At 60.5% G+C, this 16219-nt stretch carries 12 protein-coding genes; 11 read left to right on the top strand and 1 reads right to left on the bottom strand.

Annotated features, from left to right (window positions below):
• Positions 1 to 57: 57 nt before the first annotated feature.
• The gene (locus GBC55_RS04500) at positions 58 to 2019 is read right to left on the bottom strand and encodes an FAD-dependent oxidoreductase (protein ID WP_162439477.1); all 1962 of its coding nucleotides are present in this window, start codon (positions 2017 to 2019) and stop codon (positions 58 to 60) included.
• Positions 2020 to 2245: 226 nt separating this feature from the next.
• On the opposite strand from GBC55_RS04500, the gene GBC55_RS04495 reads away from it, so the two are divergent.
• The 11 genes from GBC55_RS04495 to GBC55_RS04445 all read left to right on the top strand — a co-directional run bounded on the left by GBC55_RS04495 (position 2246) and on the right by GBC55_RS04445 (position 16185).
• Complete coding sequence (locus GBC55_RS04495; RefSeq protein ID WP_281508177.1) at positions 2246 to 2986, top strand: OprD family outer membrane porin; 741 nt, start codon at positions 2246 to 2248, stop codon at positions 2984 to 2986.
• A 117-nt stretch (positions 2987 to 3103) separates the two neighbouring features.
• On the top strand, positions 3104 to 3889 hold the full coding sequence (locus tag GBC55_RS04490; protein ID WP_247266858.1) for an amidohydrolase family protein: 786 nt from the start codon (positions 3104 to 3106) through the stop codon (positions 3887 to 3889).
• 103 nt (positions 3890 to 3992) lie between these two features.
• Complete coding sequence (locus GBC55_RS04485) at positions 3993 to 4640, top strand: TetR family transcriptional regulator C-terminal domain-containing protein (protein ID WP_162439479.1); 648 nt, start codon at positions 3993 to 3995, stop codon at positions 4638 to 4640.
• 92 nt (positions 4641 to 4732) lie between these two features.
• On the top strand, positions 4733 to 5449 hold the full coding sequence (locus GBC55_RS04480; protein WP_162439480.1) for a response regulator: 717 nt from the start codon (positions 4733 to 4735) through the stop codon (positions 5447 to 5449).
• Between the two features lie 5 nt (positions 5450 to 5454).
• A complete protein-coding gene (locus tag GBC55_RS04475; protein WP_162439481.1) occupies positions 5455 to 6228 on the top strand; it encodes a transporter substrate-binding domain-containing protein in 774 nt (257 codons plus the stop codon).
• On the top strand, positions 6225 to 8492 hold the full coding sequence (locus GBC55_RS04470; RefSeq protein WP_162439482.1) for an ATP-binding protein: 2268 nt from the start codon (positions 6225 to 6227) through the stop codon (positions 8490 to 8492). The genes GBC55_RS04475 and GBC55_RS04470 overlap by 4 nt, the downstream gene beginning before the upstream one ends.
• A 208-nt stretch (positions 8493 to 8700) precedes the next feature.
• Positions 8701 to 10113: an amino acid permease gene (locus GBC55_RS04465; protein ID WP_162439483.1), complete on the top strand. Its 1413-nt coding sequence runs from the start codon at positions 8701 to 8703 to the stop codon at positions 10111 to 10113.
• A gap of 331 nt (positions 10114 to 10444) precedes the next feature.
• Complete coding sequence (locus GBC55_RS04460) at positions 10445 to 11236, top strand: enoyl-CoA hydratase-related protein (RefSeq protein ID WP_247266857.1); 792 nt, start codon at positions 10445 to 10447, stop codon at positions 11234 to 11236.
• A 52-nt stretch (positions 11237 to 11288) separates the two neighbouring features.
• Positions 11289 to 12449 carry an acyl-CoA dehydrogenase family protein gene (locus GBC55_RS04455; protein WP_162441122.1) on the top strand — a complete coding sequence of 387 codons (1161 nt, stop codon included), beginning with the start codon at positions 11289 to 11291 and terminating at the stop codon, positions 12447 to 12449.
• Between the two features lie 18 nt (positions 12450 to 12467).
• A complete protein-coding gene (locus tag GBC55_RS04450; protein ID WP_162441121.1) occupies positions 12468 to 14567 on the top strand; it encodes an acetate--CoA ligase family protein in 2100 nt (699 codons plus the stop codon).
• A 10-nt stretch (positions 14568 to 14577) separates the two neighbouring features.
• Positions 14578 to 16185: a 5-guanidino-2-oxopentanoate decarboxylase gene (locus tag GBC55_RS04445; RefSeq protein WP_162441123.1), complete on the top strand. Its 1608-nt coding sequence runs from the start codon at positions 14578 to 14580 to the stop codon at positions 16183 to 16185.
• Positions 16186 to 16219 lie beyond the last annotated feature (34 nt).

Raw genomic sequence — 16219 nt, 5'->3', positions numbered from 1 at the left:
CCGGGGTGAGGCTCGCGCGCGAGCCTGCGTGTAAAAGCCCCGGAGTATAAAACAGGCTCAAAGCTCCCAGGCGACTTTCAAACCTTCGTAAATCGCCTCTTCGGCGGTGCGCGGTGCAAGGCAGTCGCCGATGCGCCGAATCTCCGCCAGGCCTTGCAGTTCTGCGCCGAGGGTATCGACGGGTTGATGTCCCTGGCAGAGCACCAGTGTGTCGACGGTTTCGAACAGCATCGGCTCGCCGCTGGCGGTGTGCTGCAGGTAAACGGTGTTGTCGTCGCAACCATACAGTCGGGCGTACGGCGTGATCGGAATGCCCAGTTTGTGCAGTTCTCCTGCCAGTTGATCGCGCACATACAGCGGCAGGTTTTCCCCGCAGTGAGTGCCGTTCACCGCGAGTTGCACCTGATGCCCTGCGCGCACCAATCGTTCGGCAATGCCGGGGCCGATCCAGTCGCAACGCCAATCGACCACCACCACCGAACGCCCGATCTGCACCTCATCGCGCAGCACTTGCCAGGCGTCCACCACCTGCAACTCGCCGCCGCGTTCGAAGGCCGGCCAATACGGCTCGGCGCCTGTCGCGACGATCACCATGTCGGGCCGTTCGCGCTCCACCAATGCCCGGTCGACACGGGTGTTGCGCACGACGCGCACGCCGGCCAATTCCATCTCCCGTTGCAGGTTGGTGCTGGCGCCGCCGAATTCACTGCGCCGGGGTAGAAGCTGCGCGAGCAGAACCTGGCCACCCAGCTGCGAACTGGCCTCGTAGAGGGTGACGTCGTGCCCACGCTGAGCGGCGACGGCAGCGGCTTTCATCCCGGCAGGTCCGCCGCCGGCAATCATGATGCGTTTACGCTGTCCCGTAGGTTGCCGCTGGCCAAAGATCAGCTCGCGCCCGGTCTCCGGGGCTTGAATGCAGGAGATCGGCAGACCTTTATGGAAGTGGCCGATGCACGCCTGATTGCAGGCGATGCACGCCCGTACATCCTCGACATGTCCAGTGTCGGTCTTGTTGGGCATTTGCGGGTCGCAGATGAGTGCGCGGGTCATGCCGCAGACGTCGGCCTGACCGCGCGCCAGGATCAACTCGGCTTCCTGAGGTTGATTGATGCGTCCGGTGACGAACAGCGGGATCGACAGGCCGGCCTTGAACGTCCCCGCCTCCTTGGCCAGGTACGCGGCTTCGATGGCCATGGGCGGCACGATGTGCACCGCACCACCCAGCGACGCCGAGGTTCCCGCGACGATGTGCACGTAATCCAGCAGCGGTTGCAGCGACTGTACGGCGGCCAGGGATTCGTCCTCGGTGAGCCCTTCGGGATCACGCTCATCGGCGGAGATACGCAGGCCGATGATGAACTGTTCGTCGGTGCTGGCGCGCACCGACGCAATCACTTCACGCAGGAAACGCAGGCGCTGTTCCAGCTCGCCGTTGTAGTCGTCGGTGCGACGGTTGACCCGCGGGTTGATGAATTGCGCCGGCAGATAACCATGGCTGGCGACCACTTCCACGCCATCGATCCCGGCCTGATACAGACGTTTTGCCGCTGCACCGTAACCGGCAACGATCTCGTCGATCATCACTTGATCCAGCGCCCGCGGCATCACCCGAAACCGCTCGTTGGGCACTGCTGAAGCGGAGTAGGCCACCGCCAGCAGGCCATCACTGGACTCCATGATTTCACGCCCCGGATGGAACACCTGCGACAGCACCACCGTGCCGTGTTCATGACAGGTTTGTGCCAGTTTGCGGTAACCCTCGATGCAGGCGTCATCGGTGGCCATCAGCACGTGGGAGGTGTAACGGGCGCTGTCATGCACACCGGCCACCTGCAGCACGATCAGCCCGGCACCGCCTTCAGCTCGTGCTTTGTGGTACGCGATCAATTGATCATTCACCAGGTTGTCGGTGGGCATCGAGGTGTCGTGGCCGCTCGACATGATGCGGTTTTTCAGGCGTTTTCCACGCAACTGCAACGGTTCGAAAAGGTGCGCAAAGGCGCTGGACGAGGTCGGCATGGTGCAGGTACTCCAGGCAGGCTGAAGCCGAAAGGCCGTTTTCGGCGATTATTATTTTTCTATAAGAATTTACCGTAAGTAAAAAATCAACAGATTTCTTTACTGATGGTCTTCTGGCAGATCAACGAACAGAAATGTCTGAGAGTGATGTAATAACGCTGTTACATGGCGTTACTTGACTTACACAGGACGATCAAGCTGACGGTGACGATGAAAAAACCGAGTCATCGACACTCAATTCGTCGGTAAAAATGAAAGTGTCGAACACGGTTTTGAAGTATGGCGACCTGCGCCCCATAACCCGGTGTTCGCAACGCCCGACCTGCGACTGATGCCCATGACCACCCGGGGCATACAGTTGTTAAGTGATGATATCGACAAGGTCAACATCGATATTGGGCATTTTTACTCTACGCGAGGCTACACCAGCACTAACCACGACGGTGGTTTCATGGCCGGTTACGCCGCAGTGGAAGCTGGCGATGTGGACTACGCCGGCTTGACTTACACGCCAGTGGAGGAAGGCAGCGTCGGCTTCTACGCCTCCCGCGCGCAAGACCTGTGGCGTCAGTACTACGTCAACGGCAACTACAGCCTGGCGTTGGATGCCGAACAATCCCTGAGCTTCGACTTCAACCTGTATCGCTCTCTGGACGAGGGCCAGGCCCGTGCCGGGGATATCAACGTCACTGCCTGGTCGTTAGCCAATGCCTATGCCAACGGTCCACACACCTTCACGCTGTCCTATCAAAAAATACACGGGAGTCAGCCGTTTGATCATTTGATGGCTTCGGACGGCACCTGCATGGACTCTATTTATTTGGCTAACTCTTCGCAGTACGGGGACTTCAACGGCCCCGGAGAACAATCAGTCGGATTGGCGTATGAATATGATTTTGGCTCAACGGGCGTCTTGCATACGACGTTGTCTTTCAAATACATCTACGGGTTCGATGTCGATAATTAAAAAGTTGATCCTGATGGTTTATATGCCTACTTCGCTCATTCGGATAAGCAAATAGAGCGAGATGTTGACCTTAAAACAGTTGTTGAAAGCGGTCCGTTGAAGGATCTGTCGGTTCGAGTGCGGTATGCCGAACACGCTTTTACCGGAGATAGCGTCAGACAACTAAGAATCACCAATGACGCAAAACTCAAGACCCGCTACCTGTTCCAGCATGGTGTCGACACCATCAAGATGGTCGGGACGGGCGCAGTACTGGCCGAAGGAACCGAACCCGGTCAGATGGAAATGACCGAAGACGAGATGCGTGCGGTGGTGCAGGAAGCCAAGGTTCATAAAAGCTATGCCACTGTTCACGCCCATGGCGCCGACGGCATCAAAGCTGCCATTCGTGCAGGGGTGAAGTCCGTGGAGCATGCTTCGTTACTCGACGACGAAGGCGTCAAGTTGGCCAAGGACAACGGGACCTATCTGGTCATGGACATCTACAACGGTGACTACATCGATAAAGTGGGGCGCGAGGAAGAGTGGCCGGAAGATTACCTGCGCAAAAACACTGAAACCACTGAAGTCCAGCGCGAAGGTTTCCGCAAAGCGGTGAAGGCCGGGGTTAAAATCGCCTACGGCACGGATGCGGGCATTTACCCGCATGGCAAAAATGCCCGACAGTTTGCCTACATGGTGAAGTACGGCATGACCCCCATGCAGGCGATCCAATCCGCTACCTTGGTTGCCGCCGACTTGCTGAATTGGCAGCAGGACGTAGGCGCCGTGAGTGCCGGTCGATTTGCCGACATGATCGCCGTCGATGGCGATCCGATCGCCGACATCTCAATCCTCGAGAAAACACCGGTGGTCATGAAGGGCGGCGCCATTGTTCCTTCCGATATATTCCCCGAGATGTAAACGGGATCTACATCTGGAGTCGGCGAGGGTAGTTGCTGTACAGTCGTTCAGTTCGTGAACGGCTCGCTCAGGGCTCAACTCTCGCCTCCAGGAACGTCCTCCAATGACACAGGAAGTCCGATTCTCCAGAATGGCGCCAGAACTGCGCAAAACCAATCTCATCGAGGCAACGCTCGTTTGCCTCAAGCGCCATGGCTTTCAGGGCGCCTCCATCCGCAAGATTTCCGCCGAGGCCGGTGTCTCCGTCGGCCTCATCAGTCATCACTATTCCGGCAAAGACGAACTGGTCGCAGAAGCCTATCTGGCGGTGACCGGCCGTGTGATGGGCTTGTTACGCGCCGCGATGGAGCAGGCAGCACCCAATGCCCGCGAGCGTTTTTCGGCCTTCTTCCGGGGCTCGTTTTCCGCTGAGCTGCTGGACCCGCAACTGCTAGACGCCTGGCTGGCGTTCTGGGGCGCGGTGAAAACGGCGGAAGCGATCAACCTTGCGCACGAACATTCCTACGGTGAGTACCGCGGCATCCTGCGCAAGGTGCTGAATGAGCTGGCACAGGAGGAGGGCTGGGAAAACTTTGATTCCGACCTGGCGGCCATCAGCCTCAGTGCATTGCTCGACGGCTTGTGGCTGGAATCCGGATTGAACCCCGGCACCTTCACCCCGGAACAGGGCATCCAGATTTGTGAAGCCTGGGTCGATGGATTGCAAGCCGGCGGTCGACAGAGATTTTGCGTCCAGACGACGGGCTGTTGATCGATCGTTCAGCAGTGGATACTCTCTGGCGCCAGTGCAGGAAAAAACTCTAATAAGAAACACGCCTTCGGGCATAAGCAGGACACCTAGCGATGACTCCTCGGGTATTGATCGTCGATGACGATCCGCTGATTCGCGAACTGCTGCAGGCCTACCTGTCCCAGGAAGGTTATGAAGTGCATTGCGCCGCCACCGCGGAACTGGCCGAAACCTTTCTGGCGAGCCATTCCGTCGATCTGGTGATGCTCGATATCCGCTTGCCGGGCAAGGACGGCCTGACCTTGACCCGAGAACTGCGGGTCCGCTCGGAGGTCGGGATCATTCTGATCACCGGCCGCAACGATGAAATCGATCGTATCGTCGGCCTCGAGTGCGGCGCCGATGATTACGTGATCAAACCCCTCAATCCACGCGAACTGGTCTCCCGGGCGAAGAACCTCATCCGCCGGGTTCGCCATGCCCATACACCGCAACCGGTTGCGAGTATTTCCCGGCCCGTCAAACAGTTCGCGGCCTGGGCGCTGGACACCGATCGTCGGCGGTTGATCGACCAGAGTGGCTGCGAAACCCTGCTGACCCACGGCGAGTACCAGCTGCTCAGCGTATTCCTGCGCAACAGCGGCCATACCCTGAGTCGCGATCAGTTGATGGACCAGATCCGCAACCGTGAATGGGTGCCTAACGACCGTTCCATCGACGTGCTGGTCGGGCGCTTGCGTCGCAAGTTGCACGACGATCCGGCCGAGCCGCAATTGATCATTACCATCCATGGTGCCGGCTATCTGTTCACCGCCAGCGCGGCGGCCTGAGCACGATGCGGCAGTGGCTCGTTTGTATTTTGATGCTGTTGGCCACGGGTGTGATGGCTGCGGAAAAGGTCCGCTACTGCGACTATCCGGTCTACCCACCCATCTCCTGGAGCGACGGCAAACACATGCGTGGCCTGGCCCCCAGTGTGGTGAATGAACTGTTTGCGCGATTGGGCTATGAAGTCGAAATGGTCGAGTTGGACAACTGGAATCGCTGCGTTCTGGACGCCGCCGAGGGTCGGGTAGATGTGGTACTGGCTTACCGGACCGCGGAGCGTGAACACGGTCTGGTGTTCTCGACGGTGCCGGTGTTGCGCGAAGAGGTGGCCGTGTTCATCAACCGTCAGCACCCGGTAAAAATCGATCGTCTCGAAGACCTGGCCAATTACCGGGGCGGCTTTTTGTTCGGCGAAAGTTACGGCGAAGTGTTCGACCGCTTCGTCGCCGAACATCAGAACTTTGAAAGGGTATCGGACAGCCGTCAGAACTTCGGAAAACTGATGCGTGGACGCATCGATTTCATCGTCTCGGAACGGCGCACAGGACAAATGCAAGTCGATACGCTGGCGGGTGCACAGGACATCGTCGCCTTGCGCAATTCTTTTGGCGTGGACTCTCTGCGCGTGGCCGTCTCTCGGCGTTCGTCCCTGGCCAGGCGGATGCCGGAGATCAATGAACAGTTGCAGCACATGATTGACTCGGGACAGGTCGACCGCCTGCTGGCTGAAAGTGAAGCCATTTACCGCGACCTCCTGAAACCGCCCACGAGTTCACCATGATTCATGCGCGCCCGGTCGGGCTGCTGCGTCGGCTCCTGTTGTTCATTCTGTTCTTCAGTCTGTGCTTCACGGTGCTGGCGAGCAGCGTGCAGTTGTACTTCGAATACCAACGCGAAATGCGCGACATCGACTCGCGCATGGAGCTGATTCGCGCCGGCTATCTCGCGAGTCTGGAACGCAGTCTCTGGGACTTGAACCAGGACCAGCTCAATGTGCAACTCCGCGGCCTGGTGGACTTCTCAGACGTGGCGCGTGTTCGTTTGATCAGCCCCGATTTCAATCTGCTGCAAGGTAATCCCGACCCGGCAGGGGCATTGCGCATCGAGCGTTTTGAACTGGACTATCAACCGCCGTCAGGACCGTTGCGGCATCTGGGTCAATTGGAAGTCAGCACCGATCTCGGCGCGGTGCATGAACGTCTATACACCACGGGATTGACCAGCCTGTTGTGGATGAGTGTGTTCCTGTGCGGGTTGGCGGTCGTGCTCTCGGCGTTGTTTTACCGTTTGGTCACGCGTCATCTGCAAGTGATGGCCGACTTTGCCCGACGCATCGCTGCGGGCGACTGGCACGAGCCGCTGCACCTGGACAAAAAATCGCACCCTGACGAAGACGAAATCGACACCGTGGCCTACGCGCTGGACGACATGCGTCGAGCGATACTCAGCGACATTGCCCGGCGCGAAACCGATCGATTGGCCCTGCAGACCAACCGCGATGAACTGCAGCGCAGGGTCGAGCGCCGCACCGCCAGCCTGATGCGCGCCAAGGACGAAGCGGAAGCGGCCAACCTCGCCAAGTCGCGTTTCCTCGCGACCATGAGCCACGAACTGCGCACACCGCTCAACGGCATTCTTGGCATGGCCGAATTGCTGCGCGACGCCCGTCTGGATGAGCGCGACGGCAAACGTCTGGATGCGTTGTACAAGGCTGGCGAAGGGTTGCTGTCGATCCTCAACGAGGTGCTGTATTTCGCCCGGCTGGAAGAGGGTGAAAGCCATCCCGAGCCGGTCAATTTTTCCCTGCGACAATTGCTCGATGAAGTGTTGACGCTGCTTGAGCCACGGGCATCGAGCAACGACACGATGCTGCAATGCCGGGTCGATCCACAGGTGGCGGACCGACATCTTGGGGCCGAGCAATTCTTGCGTCAGGTGCTCAGTAACTTGCTGGCGAATGCGATCAAGTTCACCGAAGGCGGCGAGGTCACGGTGGAGGTCATCCTGCTGCCTGCCGTTTCTGATCACGCTGCTCAGTGGCTACGCGTGAGCGTGACCGACAACGGCATTGGCATCGCGCCGGCGATGCAGGAAAAGATCTTCGAACGCTTCACCCAGGCCAGTGAAGAAGTCGCGCAACGCTTCGGCGGCACCGGGCTCGGGTTGGCGATCAGCAAGCACCTGGTGGAGCAGTTGGGCGGGCGGATCGGCGTTGACAGCGAAGTCGGGCGGGGCAGCTGTTTCTGGTTTGAACTGGCGTTGCAACCGACCGCTGCGATGGCCAGTGTGAAGTTGAGCAGCGTCCCGGGCCGCGCGCTGAACATTCTGGTGGTCGAGGACGTGGCGCTGAACCGCGAAGTGGTCAACGGATTGTTGCAGCGAGACGGGCATCAGGTCTGGTTCGCCGAAGAAGCCCGGCAGGCACTGACGCTATGCACCGCGCAGAGGTTCGATTTGATCCTGCTCGACGTGCATTTGCCTGGCATCAGTGGCGTCGAGTTGTGCAAACAGCTGCGCAGTGAAGACGGGCCCAATCGTCACAGCCGAATCTTCGCCCTGACCGCCAGCGTGCAGCCGGCCCTGGTGCGCGGCTACCTGGATGCCGGCATGGACGCCATCCTCGCCAAACCGCTGAAGCTCGACAATCTGCGTCAGGCATTGTCCGGTCAATTGCCGTTGCCGTTGCCGGTGCCGCAACGTGATGACGACGCGATGGATTGGCCGCTGCTGGACACGCATCGCACCTTGCTCGGGGAACAGAAACTCCTGGGCTTGCTGGAGGTGTTGCGCGACTCGATCAAGCAGCACAGCGAAGCACTGACGGAAGCCATTGATGCCGGCGATTGCACCGAAGTCGCGCATCTGGCGCACCGGTTAGCCGGCAGCAGCGATTCGCTTGGATTCCGCGCATTGGCCAACGTACTGCGAGCGCTGGAGGAGGCCGCGATAATCAATGACGAAGGGGCGTTGCGAGTGCTGGCACCGCAGGTTCATGAGCAACTGCGGCACTCCCGCCAGACCTTGGGCGATCTGTTACACGCCTGACGTACAAGTTTGTTACGACTTTTTACATCTTTGATCCTTGCGTACAACTCCAGCTTACATGGTCTTCCAATAATCGATGGCAACCGCCGCAAGCGGTCTTCGAAGCTTATTGGAGATAATAATAATGAAACGCCGTAATGCTGACTCTTCCCCGCGCCGTGACGTCCTGTCATTCGCCATGCACCTCGTCAAATACTGAGGTGCCGATATGAGCAAACCTATCGAACGCGAAGGCATTCATCTCACCCGAGCCCTGAAAAGCCGGCATATTTTCATGTTGTCGCTGGGCGGCGTGATCGGCACCGGATTGTTCATGGGGTCTGGCGTCATCATCAATCAAAGCGGTCCGGTGGGCGCGATTCTGGCTTACCTGGTCGCCGGTTTCCTGATGTACCTGGTGATGGTTTGCCTGGGCGAGCTGTCCGTGCAAATGCCGGTGTCGGGCTCCTTCCAGACCCACGCCACCAAATTCATCGGACCGGCCACAGGCTTCATGATCGGCTGGGTGTACTGGATGAGCTGGGCCACCACCGTGGGCCTGGAATTCACCGCCGCTGGCATGTTGATGCAGCGCTGGTTTCCGGACATCCCGATCTGGTACTGGTCAGCATTGTTCGTGGCAGTGTTGTTCGGCCTGAACGCGCTGGCGACCCGTGCCTTCGGTGAGGCGGAGTACTGGTTCTCTGGCATCAAGGTTGCGGCGATTCTCGGGTTCATCGTGGTCGGTATCCTGGTGATCTTCGGCGCTATTCCGTTGACCAGCGGCGCACCGGCGCCTCTGTTGACGAACCTGGTGGGTGACTCGCTGTTCCCCCACGGCCTTTCAGCGGTGTTCGCGGTGATGATGACCGTGGTCTACGCGTTCCAGGGCTGCGAAATCATGGGCGTGGCGGCTGGCGAAACCGATCAGCCGGAAAAAAGCATTCCCCGCGCGGTCCGCAATGTCGTGTTTCGTGTGTTGATTTTCTATGTGCTGGCCATCGTGGTGCTCTCGGCCATTGTGCCGTGGGAGCAGGCGGGGCTGATGGAAAGCCCGTTCGTTCAGGTGTTCGACATGGTCGGCATTCCGTACGCCGCTGACTTGATGAACTTCGTGATCCTTACCGCGATTCTGTCGGTCGGTAACTCGGGTCTGTATGCCTCGACGCGCATTTTGTGGGCCATGTCGAAAACCGGCATGGCGCCAAGAGGCCTGTCGACGTTGAGCAAACGTGGCGTGCCATTGCGGGCGCTGAGCATCACCCTGTGCTTCGCGCTCGTGTCACTGATGACCAGCTTCATCGCGGCGGACACGTTGTTCATGGTGTTGATGGCGGTCAGTGGCATGTCGGGCACCGTGACCTGGATCGTTATCGCGCTGGCGCAGTACAAGTTCCGCAAAGCCTTCCTGCGTGATGGCGGCAAACTCAGCGACCTGAAATACCGTGCGCCGTTGTTCCCGCTGATTCCGCTGACGTGCATTGCACTGTGCTGCTCGCTGTTTGTGTTCCTGGCACTGGATGAGACGCAACGTCCTTCGCTGTATTGGGGCTTTGGTTTCATCATGGTCTGCTACAGCGCTTACTTCCTGATCTACCGTAAACGCCAGGGCGTGCTAGCGCCGAGCTTGCCGTCCGTGTAATTGCGCAAGGGCAAACTGAAAAACGCGACGGGTGACCGTCGCGTTTTTTTATGCCCGCCAATCGCCCCCGGCGCTCCAGGGGGTATTGGGGTATCGGGATGAATTGTGGAGTTCGGAAAAGCCCTCGGTGTACCCAGTTGTTCAAAGTTGTAACAAACCCATCCCTGTCTTCGCGTTAAGAAACAAAAAAGCCTTAAAAAACAGAAAGATAAGTGGTTTTCGCGTCTGTTACAGCCATTCATCCCCCCAATTGCCGCCTTACTGAACACTCGTTTAGTATGGCCCCAAGTCGCATCACCTCATTCCAATCAAAATAATTCGAGGACTCGCAATGACTACTCAACCTTCTCTGCTCAGCCAGGTCGAAGCAGGCGTTGCCTGGATCACCCTCAATCGCACCGCTCAGCGCAACGCGCTGGACATCCCGACCCTGAAGAACCTCCACGCCCTGCTCGACGAATTCAACACCGACCCTGCCGTGCGTGTCGTCGTATTGACCGGCAGTGGCCGCAGTTTCTGTGCCGGTGCCGACCTCGCTGAATGGGCCGAAGCCGAGGCCCGTGGCGCGCTCGAAAGCTACGGCTGGACCGAAACCGCCCACGCCCTGATGAGCCGCCTGTACAGCCTGGAAAAACCCACCATCGCCGCAATCAATGGCACTGCTGTGGGCGCCGGCATGGACCTGACGCTGTGCTGCGACCTGCGCATCGCTGCGCAATCGGCACGCTTCAAGGCCGGCTACACCAGCATGGCGTATTCCCCGGACGCCGGTGCCAGCTGGCACCTGCCTCGCTTGATTGGCACCGAACAAGCCAAGCGCCTGCTGTTTCTTGATGAGTTGTGGGGGGCCGACCGTGCCCTGGCGACCGGACTGGTCGGTGAAGTGTGCGCCGATGAGCAACTGCTCGACGTCGCTGGCGAGCTGGCAACCCGCCTGGCCAACGGCCCGACCTTCGCCTTCGTCCAGACCAAAAAACTCATGCGCGAAGGCGCCCAGCGCAGCCTGCCGGAACAACTGCAAGCCGAGCTCGCCGCCGGCCTGCTCTGCGGTCGCAGCGAGGACGGCGCCGAGGCCTTGCGCGCTTCCGTGGAAAAACGCCCGGCCCGGTTTGTCGGTCGATAAAACCGCTTCTGCCTTGCACCTCTAACCCGCATACGAACAACAGGTAGCACCCATGAATTTCCAACTGACCCAAGAACAAGAAATGTTGGTGGACGCAGTACGCAGCTTCGTCGCCAAGGAACTGCTGCCTCACGAAGATGCGGTTGATCGTGCCGACGAAGTCTCCCCGGAATTGGCGGCCGAGATCCGCGGCAAGGCCATCGCCGCCGGATTCTATGCCTTCAACATGCCGGAAGAAGTCGGCGGTGGTGGTCTCGATTACCTGTCCCAGGCGCTGATCGAGCGGGAGCTGTCCAAGGTGTCATGGGCGTTGCACGTGTTCGTCGCACGTCCTTCAAAAATCCTCATGGCGTGTACCGGCAGCCAGATTGACGAGTACCTCTTGCCGAGCATTCAAGGCGAGAAAATCGACTGCTTCGCGCTCACCGAACCGGGTGCCGGTTCCGATGCCAATGCGATCAAAACCCGTGCCGTGCGCGACGGTGATGACTTCGTTTTGAACGGCAGCAAGCATTTCATCAGCCACGCTGGCCACGCCGATTTCGCCATCGTTTTCGCGGTCACCGACACCTACGAACACAATGGCAAAAAACGCAACGCCGTGACCTCGTTCCTGGTGGATCGCGACACGCCGGGGATGACCATTCGCCGTGGCCCCAAGTGCGTGAGCAACCGCGGTTACCACACCTTCGAAATGTTCTTCGACGACTGCCGCGTACCCGCGAGCAAAGTCCTGGGTGAAGTCGGCAAGGGCTGGGAGGTGGCCAATGCCTGGCTGACGGCAGGGCGCGTGATGGTCGCCGCCAACTGCGTCGGCCAGGCCCAACGGGCACTCGACGTGTCGCTGCAATGGGCGGCGGACCGCAAGCAGTTCGGGCAGCCGATCGGTACCTACCAGGGCATCTCGTTCAAGCTCGCGGACATGGCCACGCAGATTCGTGCGGCTGAGCTTCTGACCCTGCACACCGCCTGGAAAATGGACCAGGGCACGATGACCGACGGCGAGGCCGGCATGGCCAAATTGTTCGCCAGTGAAGTGCTCGGCCGCGCGGCTGATGAGGCGGTGCAGATCTTCGGCGGCATGGGCCTGATGGATGAAGGACCGGTGGAACGCATCTGGCGTAACGCGCGGATCGAGCGGATCTGGGAAGGCACCTCGGAAATCCAGCGTCACATCATTTCCCGCGAGCTACTGCGGCCGCTGCTGCGCTGATCGGCCTGGAGAACAAGCATGTCGCAGACTATTCGTGAAAACCTCAAACGCCTGCTCGCGCCGCGCCACCTGGCGTTCGTCGGTGGCCGCAGCATGGCGCGCGCGCTCAAGCGTTGCGCCGAAGGTGGCTACCAGGGGCAAATGTGGCTGGTGAATCCGCAGCATGAAAGCCTCGAAGGTGTGCCCTGTGTGCCCGGCATTGACGCGCTGCCCTGTGGCCCGGACGCTGTGTTCATCGCCACCAATCGCGAGCTGACCCTGACCGCCGTGGCACAGCTGGCGGCAAGAGGCGCTGGCGGTGTGATCTGCTACGCCTCCGGGTTTGCCGAGACCGGAGCAGAAGGCCAGGCCCTGCAGCAACAGTTGCTCGAGACGGCTGGCGACATGGCCCTGCTCGGTCCCAATTGCTACGGCTTGCTCGACTACCTGCACAGCTCGGCGTTATGGCCGGTGGCCCACGGCGGCAAGCCGGTGGAGAAGGGTGTCGCCGTGCTGACCCAGAGCGGCAACTTTGCCTACAACCTGTCCATGAGCGACCGCTCGCTGCCGGTTGCGTACATGGCATCGGTCGGTAATCAGGCACAACTGGGCGTCGCTGAATTGATGGACGTGTTGCTCGACGAACCTCGGGTCACCGCCATCGGCCTGCACATGGAAGGGCTGAAAAACGTTCCGGGTTTTGCCCGGGCCGCGCACAAGGCGTTGGAAAAGGGTATTCCGATTATTGCCCTGAAAACCGGTGTGTCGCAGATCGGCGCCGAACTCGCCCTCAGTCACACCAGTTCGCTGTCCGGTTCCGATGCGCTGTACGACAGCCTTTTCGCGCGTCTTGGCGTGATCCGCGTCAGTGGTCCGGTGAGCTTTGTCGAAACGCTCAAGGCTGCTGCGTGCGGAAAATTGCCCTCGGGCAATAGCCTGATTGCACTGGCCTGTTCCGGTGGCGACGCCGGACTGATTGCCGACTATGCCGAACGCAACGACCTGACGTTGCCCAAGCTTGATGAAGCTCAGCGCGAAGAGCTTGCCCAAGTACTGCCGAGCTACGCCAACCTGGTCAATCCGCTGGATTTCACCACGGCGATCTGGGGTGACGGCGAAGCCCTGAACCGCATGCTAGACAGCGCCCTGCGCACCGAAGCCGATGCGGCCATGCTGGTGCTCGATTACCCGACGGAGTCCACCGGTGAACGCAAGGAATGCGACCTGCTGCTGGAGCTTTACTGCGCCGCGCTGGTCCGTCACGGCAAGACCGGTTTTGTCACCTCGGCCTTCCCTGAATTGCTGCCGGCCAGCGCGCGTGAATTGCTGCATGCCCGAGGCGTCGCTGCGCTGCAAGGTGTGGAAGACGGCTTGACCGCCTGGGGACTGATCGCCGGTTATCAGCGCAACCGTGAGGCGCTGCTCGCGCTGGGCGAATCGGCGCTCGTGCCACTGTGCCCCCAGGCACTGGAAGGCGAGGGCCGCCTGCTCAACGAGTGGGATTCCAAACAGGCGCTGCGTGCCTTCGGCCTGCCGACACCCGACGGTGTACTGAGCACACCGGCGAAGGCACTGACCGACGCCAACGCATTGGGTTACCCGCTGGTGCTCAAAGCCGTCAGCGCGCAACTGCCGCACAAAACCGAAGCCGGTGCCGTCGCGCTCAATTTGAAGGATGGCGCAGCCCTGACCGACGCGTTGGAAAAGATGCGCGCGAGCATCGCCGATTACGCGCCGCAGGTGCCCTTCGATCAGGTGTTGCTGGAACCCATGGCGTCAGCGCCACTGGCTGAATTGATTGTCGGCATCAAGCGCGAAAACGACTTCGGCCTGGCGCTCGTGATCGGCGCTGGCGGCATTCTGGTGGAGCTGCTCAAGGACAGTCGCAGCCTGCTGCTGCCGACCACCGATGGCGCTATCCGCGCTGCGTTGCTGAGCCTGCGCAGTGCCGCATTGCTGCAGGGTTTTCGCGGTCGTGAAGCGGCTGACCTGGAGGCGCTGGTCGCGGCCATTCGCGCGGTGGCCGATTACGCCTGCGAGAACGCCGATCAATTGCTGGAACTCGATGTGAACCCATTGTTGGTCGGTGCCCATGGCACGACTGCGGTCGACGCGTTGATTCGCCTTGGCCACGAGTGAGGATATGAACATGCAAACCACGACATTGACCGGCGGCCAGGCCCTGGTCCGTCTGCTGGCCAACTACGGCGTCGACACCGTGTTCGGCATTCCCGGCGTGCACACGCTGGAACTGTATCGCGGCCTGCCGGGCAGCGGCATTCGCCACGTCCTGACCCGCCATGAACAAGGCGCCAGTTTCATGGCCGATGGGTATGCCCGCGTCAGTGGCAAACCGGGGGTGTGCTTCATCATCACCGGGCCGGGCGTGACCAACGCTGCGACCGGTATCGGCCAGGCGTACGCCGACTCGATTCCGATGCTGGTGATCTCCAGCGTCAACCACACGGCCAGCCTCGGAAAAGGCTGGGGATGCCTGCACGAAACCCAGGATCAGCGCGCCATGACCGCGCCGATCACGGCGTTCTCGGCGGTCGCTTTAAGCGCCGAAGACCTGCCCGAACTGATCGCCCGCGCCTACGCCGTATTCGACAGCGAACGCCCGCGCCCGGTGCACATCTCGGTGCCGCTGGACGTGCTGTCAGCGCAAGTGACCCGCGACTGGAGTAACGACGTCGTGCGCCGTCCGGGTCGTGGTCCGGCTTCGACCCGCGCATTGGACGAGGCCGTCGCCACGCTGCAAAACGCTAAACGGCCGATGATCATTGCCGGTGGCGGCGCACTCAATGCGGCGCAGGAACTGCAGACACTGAGCACCCAATTGGCCGCGCCATTGTTCACCAGCGTTGCGGGCAAAGGCCTGCTGCCGCCGGATGCGCCGCTGAATGCCGGCTCGTCCCTGTGCGTGGAACCCGGCTGGAACCTGATCGCCGAAGCCGATGTGGTGTTGGCAGTCGGTACTGAAATGGCCGATACCGATTTCTGGCGCGAGCGCCTGCCGCTCAACGCCCAACTGCTGCGCGTGGACATCGACCCGCGCAAGTTCAACGACTTCTACCCTTGCGCGGTGGCGCTGCAAGGCGATGCGCAGCAGACCCTCGCGGGCTTGCTTGAGCGCCTGCCATCCGCCCCCCGTGATGCCACGGCGGCGATTGGCGCGGTCACCCAACTGCGTGAAGCCGTCAAAAACGGCCACGGTCCGCTGCAGTCGATTCACCAGGCCATTCTCGAGCGCATCGCCGCCGAGTTGCCGGTCAATGCCTTCATCAGCACCGACATGACCCAGCTGGCCTACACCGGCAATTACGCCTTCGACAGCCTGGCGCCGCGCAGCTGGTTGCACCCGACCGGCTACGGCACCTTGGGTTATGGCCTGCCAGCCGGTATCGGCGCCAAGTTCGGTGCGCCAACGCGACCTGGCCTGGTGCTGGTCGGCGACGGCGGTTTCCTTTACACCGCGCAGGAACTGGCGACGGCGGTGGAGGAACTGGACAGCCCGCTGGTGGTGCTGCTGTGGAACAACGACGCACTTGGGCAGATTCGCGACGACATGCTGGGCCTGGACATCGAGCCGATTGGCGTGCTGCCACGCAACCCGGACTTTGCCGCCCTGGGCCGCGCGTTCGGTTGCACCGTGACCCAGCCGCAAAGCCTGGCCGAACTGCAAACCGATTTGCGCCATGGCTTCAAGCGTAACGGCGTCACGCTGATCGAACTCAAGCATGCCTGTGCGCATTGATTCCCATTTTTCGGCGCTTTTCAAAAGGAGCAGG

It is taken from the genome of Pseudomonas sp. TNT3, assembly GCF_010095445.2.
Taxonomy (GTDB): Bacteria; Pseudomonadota; Gammaproteobacteria; order Pseudomonadales; family Pseudomonadaceae; genus Aquipseudomonas.
The sequence above is the reverse complement of the archived record's forward strand: the minus strand, read 5'-3'. Positions and strand labels throughout refer to the sequence as shown.

Excerpts from the sequence above, each read along its gene's own strand:
- GBC55_RS04500 (WP_162439477.1), bottom strand. The coding sequence starts at position 2,019 with ATGCCGACCTCGTCCAGCGCCTTTGCGCACCTTTTCGAACCGTTGCAG.
- GBC55_RS04485 (WP_162439479.1), top strand. The coding sequence starts at position 3,993 with ATGACACAGGAAGTCCGATTCTCCAGAATGGCGCCAGAACTGCGCAAA.
- GBC55_RS04480 (WP_162439480.1), top strand. The coding sequence starts at position 4,733 with ATGACTCCTCGGGTATTGATCGTCGATGACGATCCGCTGATTCGCGAA.
- GBC55_RS04475 (WP_162439481.1), top strand. The coding sequence starts at position 5,455 with ATGCGGCAGTGGCTCGTTTGTATTTTGATGCTGTTGGCCACGGGTGTG.
- GBC55_RS04470 (WP_162439482.1), top strand. The coding sequence starts at position 6,225 with ATGATTCATGCGCGCCCGGTCGGGCTGCTGCGTCGGCTCCTGTTGTTC.
- GBC55_RS04465 (WP_162439483.1), top strand. The coding sequence starts at position 8,701 with ATGAGCAAACCTATCGAACGCGAAGGCATTCATCTCACCCGAGCCCTG.
- GBC55_RS04460 (WP_247266857.1), top strand. The coding sequence starts at position 10,445 with ATGACTACTCAACCTTCTCTGCTCAGCCAGGTCGAAGCAGGCGTTGCC.
- GBC55_RS04455 (WP_162441122.1), top strand. The coding sequence starts at position 11,289 with ATGAATTTCCAACTGACCCAAGAACAAGAAATGTTGGTGGACGCAGTA.
- GBC55_RS04450 (WP_162441121.1), top strand. The coding sequence starts at position 12,468 with ATGTCGCAGACTATTCGTGAAAACCTCAAACGCCTGCTCGCGCCGCGC.
- GBC55_RS04445 (WP_162441123.1), top strand. The coding sequence starts at position 14,578 with ATGCAAACCACGACATTGACCGGCGGCCAGGCCCTGGTCCGTCTGCTG.